Below are 16,162 nucleotides of genomic sequence, written 5' to 3'. Positions count from 1 at the left end.
CTAAAAAATACTTAACTTATAATATATCAAATAAATGAAATTTACAACTGTAAAACCAGAAAAAGCCCTAGAAGTAAAGTTGAAACGAAGTCAACTGCAATCCTAACGCTTTTAATAATCTAAAATAAATGAAATAAACTTATCCTTTAGAAATTCATGCCATTCCAACCCCAATTGGTTACGGCTTCATACTTAACATATATCTTATCTGGTGCAATTCCTAGCACTTCTTCATATATCTGACAGATTGCAGCCGTCATCAGTGTAAATGCTTCCTTGTTTTCTGATCCAAATACCTTAACTTCCACATATGCTATCTTACAGCTGTTCTCACCTTTAAAGTACAAGGTACATTCATCTTCAAAGGAAAGCATGAGCCAGCTTTCGTTTTTCCCTGGTATCAGCTCAATTGCCTTTCCAAGTTTCATTTTAAGCTCTGTCTCTTGCTCCGGTAATATCTTTACATTAACTTTTGAATTAATAAATGGCATATCTCATTCTCCTTATGATTCGTATTCTATTTTACATTATGGTTTCCTATTCTATGAAACCCCTAAAACAATTCTAATATTTGCCGTTTTCAAAATATTTATCAAACGCCACCTGCTGCATTATACAGTCTACTGTATGCGCCCTCAAAATTCATAAGTTCATCGTGCGTACCCTGTTCTTCTATTCCATTTTCAGTAAGAACAAGTATCTTTTTCGCATTTCTAATTGTTGAAAGCCTATGGGCAATTACAAATGTCGTTCTGTGATTTGCCAACTTCTCAAGGGACTCCTGAACTACTTTTTCACTCTCGTTATCAAGAGCAGATGTTGCTTCATCAAATATCAAGATTGGAGGGTTCTTTAAAAATACTCTAGCAATTGAAAGTCTTTGCTTTTGTCCACCAGAAAGCTTAATTCCACGTTGCCCAATATAAGTATCATATCCATCTGGTAATTGCATAATAAATTCATGTGCATTCGCATTTTTTGCTGCCTCAATCACTTCTTCATCTGTTGCATCTGGTCGGCCATACTTAATGTTTTCGAATACACTTCCAGCAAACAAATACACATCCTGTTGAACTATCCCAATATTATTTCGAAGATTTCGGAGCTTAATATTCCTAACATCCATTCCATCAATTGTAATTTCACCTTCTGTAACATCATAAAATCTGGGAATAAGACTGCAAAGCGTAGATTTTCCTGCACCTGATGATCCAACAAGCGCCATGTAATCTCCTGCGTTCACTTTGAGATTAACTTTTGCAAGTACATCTGCACTATTTTCATCATATTTAAAAGACACATTTTTAAATTCAATGTCGCCTTTATATGATTTTGGTGTAAATGGATTTTTATTATCCACAATATCAGGTTCTTCCGACAATATTTCGAGAAAACGCTCATATCCACTATAGCCATTTTGGAATTGTTCCGTAAAGTTAATAAGCTTCTTCACAGGTTCAATCAAGTTGCTTATATACAACAAAAACGTAATCAAGTCTGTAATATTTAGCATGCCCTTTGTAATAAATATTGCGCCAACAACAATTACAATAATTGTTATAAGGCTTGTAAATACTCCAAGGCCCGCATGATAAGTACCCATATATTTGTAACTATTCTTTTTGCTATTCAGGAATCCGGTATTGCCACGTTCAAACTTCTTCATCTCAATGTTCTCATTGGCAAACGATTTCACTACTCGTATTCCAGAAAGATTATCTTCAATCTGTGCATTTATTTCGGCGATTTTAACACGATTCTGCTTGAATGCGTGCTTCATTTTTTTATTATATACAAATGCAAACCCAAACATGATAGGCATAATTGCAAATGCTACTAATGCTAACTTAAAGTTAACAAATGCTAATATAACAAAGGCTCCCACAAATTTGATTAGTGAAATGACAATATCCTCTGGTCCATGATGAAACAATTCTGTAATATCAAATAAATCATTTGTAATTCGCGACATTAACTGACCTGTCTTTTGATTATCATAAAACTTGAAAGACAGTTTCTGAAAATGTTCAAATATCTCATTACGCATATCATATTCCATCTTAGCACCCATAACATGCCCATAATACGCAATGAAATAATTGCTGTAACATTCCACCAAGACTAATGAAACCATAATAAGTGAAATTATCAAAATAATCTTGAGTGCTTGGTCTCCACGATAGATTACATCACTTGTAATATATCGAATTAAAAGTGGATTTACCAGGGTAACTGCTGCTCCTAAAAACGCAAAAAACATATCTGCGCAAAACACCTTTTTATAAGGTATATAATAGGAAAAAAATTTCTTCCATTTATGTTCAATCAACTTATCTTCCTCTAATCTTTATTTAATATACCTAGATGGCGCGAAATTGATCCCACCCGTAATGCCATACGGATACTCTTTCGCTCCTAGCAAGAAATAATCGTATCTTGTACTGTCATCTTGTCCATCCCATGTACAATCGACACAATACCATGCCCCGTTTAATTTCACAATATTCCATGCGTGAGATCCTTTTGCAAGTTTTGTGTCTATATCACCTTTTACAATTTGGGCTTCGATTCCCATGGCATCCATGAACTTCTGAAATGACAAAGCATATCCTTGACATACCGCTAGTTTTTTGTACAAAGCATCATATGCCGAGAAATCATCTGCAGCGCCAGTAAGTGTAGCAGTGCTATAGTTTGCTATATTACAAATGTAATCATGTACATTTTTAATTTTGTCATATGTAGTTCCTTGATTCAAAGATGGAAGCATTTGCGCTACTAAAGAATTGACTGCTGCCTCTTCAGAAGATGAAGTCCACCATGTGAATTTCGCTGCAAAATAGTAATCATTATATATGTACTCACACTCCGAAACATTCACGTCAATATAACCTGACACAGTAGTATCTTTAGGCAAAACATTCACAAGTGAAGCAATATCTACATCACCTGAAAAACATAAATTCATTCCACTCTGTGCATTCTTACAAATATTATTGATTACAGTAATAGCTTCTGCTGTTGAAGAAACATATGTAGCTCCGTTACTTTTTAGATATTGCACATAAGCATCCCATGACCTAAATGATCCTGATGCTTGAATAAAACTAAAGTTGTTTTCACTACTCGTTTGTGTAACCGAGCTACTATTACCATTTCCAACAATCGGAGCTTGTGTAGCCACTTCTTGTGTCGTATCTATTACAACATTATCAATTACTGCTTTTCTTTGGATTAAATCATTATTCGTTGTAGTATTATTCTGCGCTTGTGTAACTTGTTTGTTATTATCACTTTCGTTTGCAGCTTGTAAATCACTACTATCTTGTAAATCATTACTATTTTGTATATTATTGTTTACTTCAGTAGCATTTGCGGCGTTTTTGTTAGCTTGTGTACTTTTTGCATCTAACTGTGTAGAAGCGTTATCCTCAGTTGTATTTTGATCACTGTTTAAAGCTAGCGCTGATATAGTTGAGTCATTAGACTGTGCTGACGACAACCCTTTATTCGAATTAGGAGTTGTGCATGCAGCCAAACTTAAAACTAATATTGCAGATAAAAACAGATTCAATCCTTTTATCTTCATAGTCGTCTCCATTTCTAATTAACAGATGCGATTTTCCTCATTACAGCAATCGCTTTTTTACTAATAAACAATTCACAATGCTCTCTAATAAATACCATGCTTAATGATTGATGTGATATCAAATCCGAGAATTCAGTTGCCATGATACATACCATATTAAATGTTTTTATAGTAAATCTACCTTGTTCAATAACAAGATAATAGCAATTTTGCATATTATCCTTGTACAAATGGCTTAGCACATATTTCGGACGTTGCATTGTCATACAGAATGCTTCCACTTCATTTAACGATGCAAATCTAAATATCTTAATCCCATTTTTAGGATTTGTCCCATCAATTGCTCTTTCATTTTTTTGAGCTGCCTTTTTAATTAATTTTTCTGTATCAATTAATCCTAGATCATTAAGCGACTCCGTATCCCGTGAAATCCCATCATTGTCCTCATCACTATCTTGATCACTATCTTTATCACTATCTTCTAAATCATCTCCTGTTATACTTGCAAGTTCATTCACTTTACCCATAATATCAATAACATCATTGTCATTTTTTCCTGATATTGTTATTGCTAATCCATTCCTAGGAAGTGGCATTATCTGCATAGATAAAACATCTTCATTCAATTCATATCCTACTTCATTCTTAGCTTTGTCCATAATAACTTCCAATAAATTATGTACTTTTTCTCTATTATGGAAAAAATCTTCTAATTCAATATCATTCTCTATCATATCATCTTCCGTAAGAACACATCTAACTGTGTATTCATCAATCATTTTAAATTTCATATGTACTTCCTTTTACCCTTCCTAACTATATTATAATACAATTATTATCTTATAATTTATGTATCGACTAAATTGGATATTCAAAATCCTCTTTCGTTTTTGCTATTATATAATTATATCATACTTACTATGCAAAATAATAGACTCTTTATAAAGACTTTATATAAAAACAGCATAGGTCATTATGATTTTTTCCTTAGGAATCCTTCATAAATATCTATGCCATTTTTGTTTCGTATTAATTTCATGATTGTAATTGATCTCATATTACCTTCTTATTCCTAGAATGCACTGACACACATAGATATTAAATAAAATACCTATCAGCAAAAAAATTATAGTTAAAACGTAGCTCATATCAATATTAGGAATGCTACTTTTCCTTGCATACTCAAGTTTTTTCATGGTTGGCCTCCTATTCTAATCCAATCCACTTCCAGTTACACATATTATATATTTATAATATTATCACTTTTTTCAATAATAACCACTAAAATCTGAAATTTTATATTTATTTTATATTTATAAAGTTTTTTTTACCAAAACCTTTTCGATAAGCGCTTGAAATGACTCTTCAAATCTTTTGTTGTCATCCTCCGTTCTCTTTGCTGGCCCCTTCAAATGACTCTTGCTTTTCATTCTTGCCATTTTTGATAAATGTCTAACCATCATAAGTTCATCTATATTTTCATTTGTGTACCATTTTCCACTTTGGTGAATTGGAAATGCTTTTTTGCTTAAGGCCATACATGCAACGCCATAATCTTGCGTCACTACAATATCGTCTTTTTTGCAACGATTAATTAATGCAAAATCAACTGAATCCGCACCTGCATCAACAACAATCACTTCACTATATTCTGAATTTAAAACATGACTGGTATCACATAATAATACAACTGGAATATTGGAACTTTTTGCAATTTTTTCAACCTGCTTTACTACAGGGCAAGCATCAGCATCTACATAAATCATTGTCATTTCATACCTCATTCTTGATTACTTATCAACCCTTTTTTATGTGAATTATTTATCACTCACACTTATAATATCACATATTAAAAAAATATGTTTAGTTAAATCTGTTATTTTCTATACCTATTCTTATGAATGAACATTTAATATAGCACTACATACCATAATAATAAATGAATCCTTGGAGATACCTTTTTATGTTAAAACGATCAAAACGTTACATTGCAATTTTTCTAGTAACACTGATGGTTGCCTCAATATTTTCCGGTTGTGGCAAAAAAGAAAATGGACTCACCCAAATCACTTTAAGCGAAGTAGCTCATTCGATTTTTTATGCACCTCAGTATGTAGCAATTGAAAACGGTTATTTCAAAGATGAAGGAATCGACCTTACCTTAGTTAATTCTAGCGGCGCCGATAAAGTTATGACTGCACTCGTTTCTAACGAAGCACAAATTGGATTTATGGGATCAGAATCCTCTATTTATATTTACAATGAGGGATCTGAAGACTATGTAGTCAATTTTGCTCAACTTACGCAACGTGCAGGTAACTTTCTTGTTGGCAGAACAAACTTAACTAATTTTAAATGGACCGATTTAAAAGGTAAAACGATTATTGGCGGCAGAGCCGGTGGCATGCCTGAAATGATCCTAGAATACATTCTTAAAAATAATGGAGTTGATATCAAAAATGATGTGACTATCGTTCAAAATATCGCTTTTGGAATTACCGCTGAAGCATTTTCAAGTGGTCAAGGTGACTTCACTGTAGAATTTGAACCTTTTGCAAGTTCACTTGAAAAAGCAAATAAAGGCTATGTTGTTACCTCGCTTGGCATTGATAGCGGATATGTTCCATATACTGCTTACTCAGCGAAAACTAGTTATATCCAGAAAAACCCTGCAATAATCCAATCATTTACAAATGCGATTCAAAAAGGTCTGGATTATGTAAATTCACACTCATCCGAAGATATTGCCAAAATAATTGCTCCACAGTTTCCTGGTACTGATGTAGCAAGCATTGCCACGATTGTAGAACGATATAAAACACAAAATACTTGGAAAGCCAATACTATTTTTGAACAATCTAGTTTTGATTTACTTCAAGATATTCTTGACAAAGCAGGTGTATTAACCAAGAAAGCTCCTTATGCTGATTTGGTTAATACTAAATATGCAGAAGAAGCTGTAAAATAATCATTCATTTTATCAAAATTTTTAAAAATACCAGTGGAGCATATCTCTTGCCTATCTCCGCTGGTATTTTATTTATAATAAGCCTTATCTATTATTTTGCAAAATACTTATAGAACGGTTTCTCCGAATACTTTAAAGTTGTAAAATTATCAAATTTCCCATATCTATTAAAAGTTTTTATATCATCACTCACCAAGTCTATTTTCTTATAATAGATTACATTATGGATACCACGTCCAAATTCTATCATAGGAGTCACACTTCCAATTAGATAAATGCTTAATAATACGATATATGTATATTTCTTCAATTTTTTTGTGGTTTTTAAGTCATTAAAATTATTAACCAGATAGTCGATAACCATAAAGCCTAAAACAGTTATTGCAGGTATTGAAACTCTCATAGCAAAATCTGCTGAATCGCACATTCTAAATAAAGGAATAATCATCAAAGAAATAACTGTAATGTAAAACAAGATATTTTTCTTGTTCTTCTTATAAATAACAACAGCGTACACTCCTACTTCAAGAATTAAAAACATAGAATAACGCAACAATTCCGTAGTCAGATTGCAGTTTATTTGGTCCCAGTAAAAACCAAAACCTCCATTGGAATTATTTCCACTGCTATTCATTGCTGAATTACTTGAATAATATAGTAGATATATCGGAACGATCACCAAACAGGAAAAAATGTTTTGTATTGTAAATATATCTTTTATAAATCCTTTTATTTCTTTTTGCTTCATTGCTTTCAGTCCATGTTTCATTGCAATACATATGCAGTAAATGAATATGCCAAGAAACGGAAACGGTCCGGACGGGAGTGCCATAACACCTATATATGCAAAATTTTTAACGCTTTTTTCATTTATTAAACACAAAATTATTATCCATGAAATAACAGTCTGATTAAACACCCAAAAAAGGCAGGTCGTTATAGAACTAAATTGATAAAAACTAGCCCACCATTCAATATGCCAAGCAAACCCATTTTTAAATAAGAGATAACCCAAAGCATCACATCCACTAAAAAATATGAACAATAAGCTTGTTGCAATCATCTTTTTTCTTGTATTTGCCTTCACTGTGGTTATCAGCAGTAAAAATACCAGCAAAACTCCACAGGTACTCCAAATAAGCAGTGCGAAATTTCCGACCGCCCATGCAACTGAAGCTGAATTACTTACCAAGAAAGCAAACTTTCCGACAAGTGCAGCTGGCATCCAATATCCAATATAGTATACGAGTGCAGTATTATTATATTTATATATTACAGGCCATTTGAAATTAATCATGTCTCTAAATATCGCATTTCGGCAGTCGTAATCAGCACTTTGGTAATAATATCCACCCTGTCCTGCAAAGAAGCACCAGACGAGCGCTATCAAGCATAAAACGGCAAGCATTTTAAAAGATAGTGCTAAGTTTTTTTCAGGATTCTTCTTTTGTTTAAAAATAGTATAAACAGCAAACAGTAGCATTACACTTGCTACAATAGAATACTGAAGTCTGATCCATCCGAGTAGAAAAATAATAACCGGCAAGGTGATATAAATCAGACAATATTTTCTTATTTTCTCATAACTTAAATTAATCATTTTATTTTCTCATTTCAATTTTTTAATGCGTTTTTAAAATTTATTATAAATGCAATTTTTAATTCTATTTTAACTGCAATTTTTAATCCTATTTTTAACTGCAATTCTAAATTCTATTTTTAATTGTGCTACTAACTATCTTCCTAGATTTCTTCTAAAATGTATATTATGTTTTGCTGCACAATCAGTACACCTATCCACAAGATAACTGATAAAAAACAGTAACGGTATCAATACGACAATATATATTGCAAGTACCATAAACTGCTTTACCGACAGCATATATAATGCAAATAATTTATTTAAAAATATAATACTAAACCCGATACCGACAAACATTGCAATGCAAATACATGCACGGAGCTTATCAAATGGTCTGCATACTCTTATAAGCGTAACCATTCCAACTACTAATAAAATAACAACCGCTATAGTGGAAAGCTGCTTTTCTGGTATTTCAAAATATTGTCCACCCATTGAAAGTGCAGCCACTGCAATAAAATCTGTTAGTCCTGCTGGCAATGCTTTTAATAATACATTTGTCAGGAAATGTCCCTTAATTATACTCTTATTATGCTGTAGCGCTAAGAAAAATGCAGGTATACCTATGGTAAATAATCCAAGCATTGATAACTGAGATGGCACCAACGGATATTTCAATCTAAATATTAATGAAAAAATCGAAAGTAACATTGAAAAAATATTTTTTATCAAAAAAAGTGAGGCTGAGCGTTGTATATTGTTAACAACTCTACGACCTTCAAACACTACCGATGGCATACATGCAAAGTTTGAATCTAAAAGAACAATTTGTGCTGCATTCGCTGCTGCTTCACTGCCAGATGCCATCGCTATACTGCAATCAGCATCTCTAAGTGCTAATACATCATTAACGCCGTCACCTGTCATTGCAACAATTTTTCCATTTGCCTTCAACGCACTAACAAACTGGCGTTTTTGGTTCGGTGTAACTCGCCCGAATACAGTATATTTTTCGATAGCCAGTCTTATTTCTTCTTCTGTTTGCAAAGTAGATGCATCCACATATTTCTCTGAATTTTTAATACCTGCCTTACCTGCGACATTCGACACGGTAATCGGATTGTCTCCAGATATTACTTTAATTTCAACGCCTTGTGATTCAAAATATTGAAATGTTGATTTTGCATCTTTTCTGATTGGATTGGAAATCAGCACCATCGCAAGTGGAATAACTGGTGATATAAGCGCCTTTCCATCAATTTCACCTTCATAAAATGCGTATATAAGCACTCGGTATCCTATTAACGAATGGCTTTCAACTAAATCCTTATATTCTTCATATTGGTCTCTTAAAATATATTCTGGGGCCCCAAGTACATACGCACCATCGTCGAACGTTGCACTACTATACTTAGTCGTAGATGAAAAAGATGTTGTACTTTTTGCTTTACGCATTGATTCAACATTAAAATATTTTTTTAACGCTTCCATTGTTGCATTGTCATTTGTCATGCTTTGAACAAATTCTCCAAGCATCTGATGAAGCGATGTATAATCTGCTTTCGCATAGTTTTCTAAGGGAATAATTTCATTTACTTCCATCGTATTTTCGGTAATGGTTCCAGTTTTATCTACACACAGTACATTTACACGAGCAAGTGTTTCTATACAAGACATCTCATGTATCACAACTTTTTTTCTTGCCAAACTCATAACACTTACAACTAGTGCAACACTTGCCAGCAGATAGAGGCCTTCTGGAATCATTCCCACCAATGCTGCTATACTTGACACTACACTGTCCTTGATTGATAGACCAAGCATCCAATGATGCTCTGCAAATAATGTAATCCCGATTGGAATAAGCAAGATTCCAATCGTTTGAACTAATTTATTAAGAGAATGCATCATCTCTGATTGATGTTTCTGTTTTGTTTTCTTTGCTTCCAGCGTTAATTTTGCAACGTATGAATCATGGCCCACCTTTTCAAGAACAGCCTTGCATGCTCCAGATATAACAAAGCTTCCAGATAATAACTTGTCACCAATATGCTTTGTTATCTCATCTGACTCACCAGTAATTAGTGATTCATTCACTTGGACTTCACCTTCGGCTACAACTGCATCGGCGCATATCTGGTTCCCAGCTTTAAAAGCAGTAAGGTCACCCACTACAAGTGAAATCACTTCTACTATGATCTCATTTCCATCTCGAACAACCACAGCCTTAGGTGTGTTGAAAACAGTGAGCTTATCCAGTACACGCTTTGACCGGATTTCTTGGATAATACCAATTAATGTATTTGCAATAATAACTGGCATAAATGATAAATCTCTATATGATTTTACTAAAATAAGCAATACCGAAAAAATCACAAATATTAAGTTAAAATAAGTAAATGTGTTACTGGCAATTATCTGTTTTATTGTCTTTGACTGATTTTCTACAGGTTTATTATATAAACCCCTAGCTGTTAAATCAGCAACTTGTTGTGATGTTAGCCCCCTATTCATCATTTTCCTCCGTTAATGCAGCCTGATTGTCACTGTCTTCTTCGCTATCATATTCTTTTCTATTATATTCTCTATTGTTATCGTCCCTATTGTCATCGTCCCTATCTTCTTCTATATCTTCTTCTATATCTTCTTCTATATCTTCTCTTATATAATAATTATCTTCCTTATTGACGATTACACTCACCTGCTGTGTGTGGCTAACCTTCTCATATATCGTTTGAAAACGATGAAGTATAACACAGATAAACACATTTACTATAACACACAAAAATATTATTCCGAAAGCTGACATTCCAATACCGGAAGCTACTTCAATCCATACATTTTCGGTTTCATTAAATAATTTAAGTAATTTTATAACATAAAATGGAGTTGGCACCACTAACAAATATACAATTCCATACCTCAAAATGTATTGATATAGTTTTGCTTTTTGACCATTTTCGCCATTCACTTTAAGGCTCATAATATATTTTCCTATTGTTCTTCCAGCCATAATCCACGACGAAATTACATAATACAAAAGAAACGAAGCAATTATTATAAAAAGTGTACTAAGTTTATAATAGGACAATATGTCATTTAATTGAACTGTATCCCAGTAATATTTTTTTAAGATAAATAATATGATACTAATCAGTGACCAATCTATAACATTTGCTAGACCTCTTCGAATAATAGAAACTCTTTTTCCTTTATGATATGACATCTCATCTAATCGATCTCTGCTTGGAAGAAAGAAACTGCATAACGGAGTTATTAAAAATCCGAGCATACCACCTAACGTATTACAAATCAAATCATCCACTTCGAACCATCTATAAGCGTGTGGATATATACCATATAAACCACTTAACTGCGTCAATTCAAAAAACATACTATATGCAAATGACATAAGAAGGACCTGATACCATTTTCTTTCAAAATAATATCTTAAATATACGCCAAGCGGCAATAATAGTAAAATGTTAAATGCCATCTGTAAGAAATTATAATTCATAAACGAGGATAAATACGTGGAAGTATCATCTAATTTAAATCCACAATTATTCCACCATAGCATTAAAGCATTAAATGGTACTAAAAGCATATGTGTTCCATCAGCTTGTACAGAATCAATTGGTGGAAGTGGTAGAATCGTCATAAAGTATGATGTCATTAAATAAAATATAAATGAATATACCAAAATAATACGTAGCACTAACAGTGCGCCATATTTATGATATTGATTAATAACATATGGTAATGTAAATATCGCCGAAAGCAGTGGAAATATTGTCACTGCGGTAGCAATAGGGTATATATATGCATCCATTTATTTTTTTCCTCATCTGAGATTTCATAAACATCAACTACTCAATTTTTAATGTATGCAGGACTTCTTCAAAGCATACGCCATCTGGTTCCGGAATCTGTCTTTCAAGTGATACTTTTATGCATTTTTGCACAAATGCTGCTGCTTTTTTAACAGAGCGCTGAAATTCCACACCATTTATTGCATCTGCACTTATTATTGCAGAGAATATATCACCAGTTCCGCATCTAGCTGTTCCAATTATTTTTGACTTAAGTAGTATTGGTTCCATTCCTTTTTCATAAATAAAATTGCCTATATATGAGTTCATATTAATACCAGTTATTACAATCTTTTCTGGTCCCATTGCCGCAAGCTTCTCAGCCATCTTTGTCAGTTCCTGTTTTGTCCATTTTGAGGTCTTATAATCTGTTTTTGTGAGAATACAGCATTCAGTTACGTTAGGAGTAATGATATCTGCCATTGAAACTAACTGTTCCATGTCCTTGCACATATCCGTTGTATATGTCGCATATTTCTCACCATTATCGCCCATAACAGGATCGACAATCACAGTTGTTCTATCTGTTTTAAAATCATTTACGAATTTCTTAACAATCTCTATTTGTTTTATTGAACCTAAAAATCCAGTATAGATTCCTTCGAATTCTAAATCCAGTTTTTTCCACTGTGCGATATAGGCTTCCATCTTGTCCGTATAATCATCAAAGAAATACTCTTTATATCCTGTGTGATTTGAAAATATAGAAGTTAATATTGGACAGTACTGAATCTTCATATACGAAATAATAGGCATGGACACTGTTGTAGAACAGCGTCCAAAGCCCGATATATCATTTATTCCAGCAATTTTTTTCTGATTGTTATGTGGCATTTTCCACCTCTTGCTTTGTATTAAAATTATTTGTTACTAAGTTTCCCAAACTTTGGCATTCCTGAAGAACGCTTTATTTCCTTTTTGCCTGTGAAACGTATTATTCCACCAATGTCATTCGTATCTACCCTATAGATAACAACAACTGCAACTATAAAAACTACAATTTTAATTACGAATGGTATGATTACTCCCATTGAAGAGGAACCTTCATACAATTGGAATGGTAAAATTACAAGAAAATTAATGGCTGCACTAGCAGCATACCACCATGTAGGGATTTTTTTGCTAACGACTCCAAAGACAAGAATTGCCAATATACAATTAAGCAAAACATCTATTATTGAACTAATACATAAAAGGATCCATAAAATAGAAGGCGCTGTAAATAATAATGCAAAAGAATTATAATTACTAATCATATCTTCCTGAGAAAAATCTTTGAACAATTCTGTTAAACCAGAATTATTAATTGCTCCTGCCCAAACAGTCAATGTTATCGAGGACCATACATAAAGCAACGCATCACACATACCAATTCCCAGTCCAAAAATCAGCACATCACCGGGCCTATCATATTTAGGATACATAATCTTCATACTAATAACTCTGGCGAGTGTAAATAATGAAACAAAAATGACCAAAAATATCACTGTAAAAACAGCTTTATTATTCGTATACGCAACTTCAAATCCAGGAAGCCTAATCATAAGTGCAATAATAAAATTGTATCCTATAAACCCGAATAAAAAATATGATAGTATCCCAAGAAGTAATGGCATAACTCTGGCTTTATAGCGTTTAAAAAAAATAAATATCAGTATAATAATTGTTGAAATAATAAGCATTCCCACTGCCCCTAAATAAGTTATAGTTTGTGTTGGAACGGTTTGCGTCAAATCGATATTTTCCATTTTTTCTCCTATTTAAAATATAAGTTTAAAGTAATATCTATATCTTTACATAATAACATACTTTTGTAAAGAATAAGAGCAGTCGACATGCGACTGCTCCTCCATAATCTTGGGGTGTAACAATATATCTTTTCTTCATAAAATTTGATTTATATAGGGAAAAGGCACACTGTAAAACTTCTTTGATTATAATTTTGTTACGTTAGTAGCTTGTGGGCCCTTAGCTCCATTAACTACCTCAAACTCAACTCCAGCGCCTTCTTCTAAAGACTTAAATCCATCCATATTAAGACCTGAGTAATGAACGAAAACATCGTTTCCTTCTTCGTCTGAAATAAAGCCGTAACCTTTTTGGTTGTTGAACCATTTTACTGTACCTTTCATATCAAGTACCTCCAAAAAATAAATTATCGGTGCGATATACACCTATAAAATCATATCATATTTGATAATTAGTGTCAACAAATTTACCACAAATTTTGGATTTTATCTGCCTAAAATTCTAAGCATAATTCATATAATTTTCACTGATTTTATCTGTGCTTCATAGCTCTCATAGAATTAATAATAGCGATAAATGAAACTCCAACATCTGCAAAAACAGCAAGCCACATTGAAGCAATTCCTAATGCTCCAAGTATCAACACAATCAGCTTAACGCCAAGTGCAAAAACTATATTTTGCTTTGCGATATTCAATGTTTTTTTAGAAATCTTAATTACTGTAGCTATCTTAGATATTTCATCTGTCATAATCACAATATCTGCAGCCTCAATAGCTGCATCTGAGCCCATGCCTCCCATTGCGATTCCTACATCTGCTCTTGCAAGTACTGGGGCATCGTTCACTCCATCTCCAACAAATACAGTACCCGTTTGTGATTCACTCATGATTAATTCTAATTTTTGAACCTTATCTTGTGGTAAAAGTTCGGAATATACTTTTGTGATTCCAATTTCGCTTGCTATTTTTTCAGCAATTTCTTTGTTGTCTCCCGTAAGCATGACAACATTCTTAATTCCTGCCTTCCTAAGTAACGCGATTGCATTCACGGTATCTGCCTTTATCTCATCAGCAATCACAATGTATCCAGCAAATTTACCATCAATTGCAATATATACGACAGTTCCAATTTGATTTGCTTCTGCAAATTCTATTTTATATTTTTTCATAAGTTTTGCATTACCTGCTAAAACCTGCTTGCTTTCTACATTGGCTAAAATACCATGACCTTGTATTTCTTCAACGCTAGAAATCTGACTATCCACAATGGCTTTACCGTACGCTTTTCTCAATGATATAGCTATGGGATGATTGGAATAAAATTCTGCACACGCGGCATATTTCAGCAATTCTTCTTGATCAAAATTTACCACATTCTTCGCTACGTCTATTTGGGTAACGTTAAATGTACCTTTCGTCAAAGTACCTGTCTTATCAAAAACAACTGTATCTATCTTAGAAACCACTTCCAAATAATTACTTCCTTTTACAAGCACGCCTTGCTTAGATGAAGCACCTAGTCCTCCAAAAAAGCTAAGAGGGACTGATATTACAAGTGCGCATGGACATGATACAACAAGAAATACCATTGCTCTATATACCCAAGTTGAAAAATGATCAAAGCCTAGTATAAATGATGGCACAAGTGCTAATGCAACTGCGCACATTACTACGACAGGGGTATAATACCTTGCAAATCTTGTGATAAAGTTTTCTGTTTTGGCCTTTTTGCTTCCTGCGTTTTCAACCAAATCTAGTATTTTAGATACGGTTGATTCTCCAAATATTTTCGTCACCTTGATCGATAAATTTCCTGTTAAATTAATACATCCAGACAGTATTTCATCACCACTTTTTATATCTTTTGGTATAGACTCTCCAGTAAGTGCTTTTGTATCGAGTGCTGAATTTCCTTCCGTAACGATACCATCAAGTGGGATTTTTTCACCTGGTTTTACCACTATAATGTCGTCTATATGAACATCATCTGGCGACACTTTTTCTATTTCACCATTTCTGATTACATTCGCATAATCCGGCCTAATATCCATTAGCTCAGATATCGATTTTCTCGAATTGTATACAGCATAGGATTGAAATAGTTCACCAATTTGATAAAATAGCATAACTGCAGCACCTTCTGGATATGCGCCCACTAAAAATGCACAAACAGTAGCAAGCGTCATAAGAAATTGTTCATCAAACACTTGGCCTCTTAAAATATTATGAATTGCACTTTTAATTACATCACTTCCGACAATCATATATACCACCAAAAACATAATCAATGTTACATCATTGCTTAGTGTAAATATTTTGTCTACCACCATGGCTATTGCAAATGCTATTAGCCCTACTAAAACCACATTTAATCTTTTCTTTATTTTTTTCATAGGACTC

At 33.2% G+C, this 16,162-nt stretch carries 13 protein-coding genes; 1 reads left to right on the top strand and 12 read right to left on the bottom strand.

Translation table 11 applies throughout. The features are described from left to right. Positions 1–146 precede the first annotated feature (146 nt). The 5 genes from BMY18_RS13935 to BMY18_RS13915 all read right to left on the bottom strand — a co-directional run bounded on the left by BMY18_RS13935 (position 147) and on the right by BMY18_RS13915 (position 5,361). Entirely contained in the window at positions 147–491 is a 345-nt protein-coding gene (locus BMY18_RS13935) for a tautomerase family protein (protein ID WP_092455082.1), read from the bottom strand. A gap of 101 nt (positions 492–592) precedes the next feature. Beyond that, on the bottom strand, positions 593–2,326 hold the full coding sequence (locus BMY18_RS13930; RefSeq protein ID WP_242941049.1) for an ABC transporter ATP-binding protein: 1,734 nt from the start codon (positions 2,324–2,326) through the stop codon (positions 593–595). Between the two features lie 21 nt (positions 2,327–2,347). Continuing rightward, on the bottom strand, positions 2,348–3,589 hold the full coding sequence (locus tag BMY18_RS13925) for a transglutaminase domain-containing protein (protein ID WP_170841415.1): 1,242 nt from the start codon (positions 3,587–3,589) through the stop codon (positions 2,348–2,350). Positions 3,590–3,603: 14 nt separating this feature from the next. Continuing rightward, entirely contained in the window at positions 3,604–4,380 is a 777-nt protein-coding gene (locus tag BMY18_RS13920; RefSeq protein ID WP_092455079.1) for an adaptor protein MecA, read from the bottom strand. Between the two features lie 522 nt (positions 4,381–4,902). Then, positions 4,903–5,361, bottom strand: a complete 459-nt coding sequence (locus tag BMY18_RS13915; RefSeq protein WP_242941046.1) for a YaiI/YqxD family protein — start codon at positions 5,359–5,361, stop codon at positions 4,903–4,905. Between the two features lie 191 nt (positions 5,362–5,552). Here BMY18_RS13915 and BMY18_RS13910 point away from each other — a divergent pair, with 191 nt between their 5' ends. Next, complete coding sequence (locus tag BMY18_RS13910; RefSeq protein WP_092455077.1) at positions 5,553–6,557, top strand: ABC transporter substrate-binding protein; 1,005 nt, start codon at positions 5,553–5,555, stop codon at positions 6,555–6,557. A gap of 91 nt (positions 6,558–6,648) precedes the next feature. On the opposite strand, the gene BMY18_RS13905 is transcribed toward BMY18_RS13910, so the two are convergent. From BMY18_RS13905 to BMY18_RS13875, 7 genes are all read right to left on the bottom strand, one after another. Continuing rightward, a complete protein-coding gene (locus BMY18_RS13905; protein WP_092455074.1) occupies positions 6,649–8,157 on the bottom strand; it encodes a hypothetical protein in 1,509 nt (502 codons plus the stop codon). Positions 8,158–8,292: 135 nt separating this feature from the next. Then, entirely contained in the window at positions 8,293–10,653 is a 2,361-nt protein-coding gene (locus tag BMY18_RS13900) for an HAD-IC family P-type ATPase (protein WP_242941045.1), read from the bottom strand. After that, positions 10,646–11,971 (bottom strand): VanZ family protein, encoded by a 1,326-nt coding sequence (locus tag BMY18_RS13895; protein ID WP_092455070.1) that lies wholly within the window; start codon positions 11,969–11,971, stop codon positions 10,646–10,648. The genes BMY18_RS13900 and BMY18_RS13895 overlap by 8 nt, the downstream gene beginning before the upstream one ends. Positions 11,972–12,008: 37 nt before the next feature. Then, positions 12,009–12,845 carry a pyridoxamine kinase gene (locus tag BMY18_RS13890; RefSeq protein ID WP_092455068.1) on the bottom strand — a complete coding sequence of 279 codons (837 nt, stop codon included), beginning with the start codon at positions 12,843–12,845 and terminating at the stop codon, positions 12,009–12,011. 26 nt (positions 12,846–12,871) lie between these two features. Continuing rightward, the gene (locus tag BMY18_RS13885) at positions 12,872–13,759 is read right to left on the bottom strand and encodes a YhfC family glutamic-type intramembrane protease (protein ID WP_092455066.1); all 888 of its coding nucleotides are present in this window, start codon (positions 13,757–13,759) and stop codon (positions 12,872–12,874) included. A 186-nt stretch (positions 13,760–13,945) separates the two neighbouring features. After that, complete coding sequence (locus BMY18_RS13880) at positions 13,946–14,143, bottom strand: cold shock domain-containing protein (protein WP_092455065.1); 198 nt, start codon at positions 14,141–14,143, stop codon at positions 13,946–13,948. Positions 14,144–14,292: 149 nt separating this feature from the next. After that, positions 14,293–16,155, bottom strand: a complete 1,863-nt coding sequence (locus tag BMY18_RS13875; protein WP_092455062.1) for a heavy metal translocating P-type ATPase — start codon at positions 16,153–16,155, stop codon at positions 14,293–14,295. Positions 16,156–16,162 lie beyond the last annotated feature (7 nt).

The sequence above is a fragment of the [Clostridium] fimetarium genome (genome assembly GCF_900111235.1).
Taxonomy (GTDB): Bacteria; Bacillota; Clostridia; order Lachnospirales; family Lachnospiraceae; genus Clostridium_N; species Clostridium_N fimetarium.
Note: the sequence above shows the minus strand (reverse complement) of the source record. Positions and strands in the feature narration are given on the sequence as shown.

Bases quoted from the DNA above. Each gene is read 5' to 3' on its own strand.
- BMY18_RS13905 (WP_092455074.1), bottom strand. From the start codon at position 8,157: ATGATTAATTTAAGTTATGAGAAAATAAGAAAATATTGTCTGATTTAT.
- BMY18_RS13880 (WP_092455065.1), bottom strand. From the start codon at position 14,143: ATGAAAGGTACAGTAAAATGGTTCAACAACCAAAAAGGTTACGGCTTT.
- BMY18_RS13920 (WP_092455079.1), bottom strand. From the start codon at position 4,380: ATGAAATTTAAAATGATTGATGAATACACAGTTAGATGTGTTCTTACG.
- BMY18_RS13900 (WP_242941045.1), bottom strand. From the start codon at position 10,653: ATGAATAGGGGGCTAACATCACAACAAGTTGCTGATTTAACAGCTAGG.
- BMY18_RS13925 (WP_170841415.1), bottom strand. From the start codon at position 3,589: ATGAAGATAAAAGGATTGAATCTGTTTTTATCTGCAATATTAGTTTTA.
- BMY18_RS13935 (WP_092455082.1), bottom strand. From the start codon at position 491: ATGCCATTTATTAATTCAAAAGTTAATGTAAAGATATTACCGGAGCAA.
- BMY18_RS13910 (WP_092455077.1), top strand. From the start codon at position 5,553: ATGTTAAAACGATCAAAACGTTACATTGCAATTTTTCTAGTAACACTG.
- BMY18_RS13915 (WP_242941046.1), bottom strand. From the start codon at position 5,361: ATGACAATGATTTATGTAGATGCTGATGCTTGCCCTGTAGTAAAGCAG.
- BMY18_RS13890 (WP_092455068.1), bottom strand. From the start codon at position 12,845: ATGCCACATAACAATCAGAAAAAAATTGCTGGAATAAATGATATATCG.
- BMY18_RS13875 (WP_092455062.1), bottom strand. From the start codon at position 16,155: ATGAAAAAAATAAAGAAAAGATTAAATGTGGTTTTAGTAGGGCTAATA.
- BMY18_RS13885 (WP_092455066.1), bottom strand. From the start codon at position 13,759: ATGGAAAATATCGATTTGACGCAAACCGTTCCAACACAAACTATAACT.
- BMY18_RS13895 (WP_092455070.1), bottom strand. From the start codon at position 11,971: ATGGATGCATATATATACCCTATTGCTACCGCAGTGACAATATTTCCA.